General features: G+C 39.5%; 1 protein-coding gene. It reads left to right on the forward strand.

Annotation, left to right across the window (positions count from 1 at the left end):
• Positions 1-550: pullulanase X25 domain-containing protein (locus AC2D6V_RS15385; protein ID WP_484649969.1), on the forward strand; the 550-nt coding region annotated here is incomplete at both ends.

Below are 550 nucleotides of genomic sequence, written 5' to 3' on the forward strand. Positions count from 1 at the left end.
TGAAATTACATTCAGTTACGACCCGCAAACCCATATCCTAACTTCAACACCTTATAGTGGTGCTCCTCAGGAAGTGACAAAAGTATCACTTTATGGAACTTTACAGGATGAATTAGGCTGTGCTTATGATTATGATTTTGAATGTGATAGCCCAGCGTTACTATTTAATCCCGATTCCAGTCTATGGGAAGGAAGCTTTACGCTTCCTGCCGGATGTTATACTTACCAAGTGAAAGAAACATTTGGATGTAACAATGTAACCTTCTATGGAGAAAGCGGAATTGAATGGGGTAATGATATTCAATTATATGTTCCGTCCGATGATGAAATTACATTCAGTTACGACCCGCAAACCCATATCCTAACTTCAACACCTTATAGTGGTGCTCCGCAGGGGGTGACAAAAGTATCACTTTATGGAACTTTACAGAACGAATTGGGCTGTATTTATGATTATGATTATGAATGTGAGAACCCAGCCTTAGTATATAATACCAATTCCAGTCTATGGGAAGGCAGCTTTACACTTCCTGCCGGATGTTATACTTAC

It is taken from the genome of Algibacter sp. YIN40, from assembly GCF_057219435.1.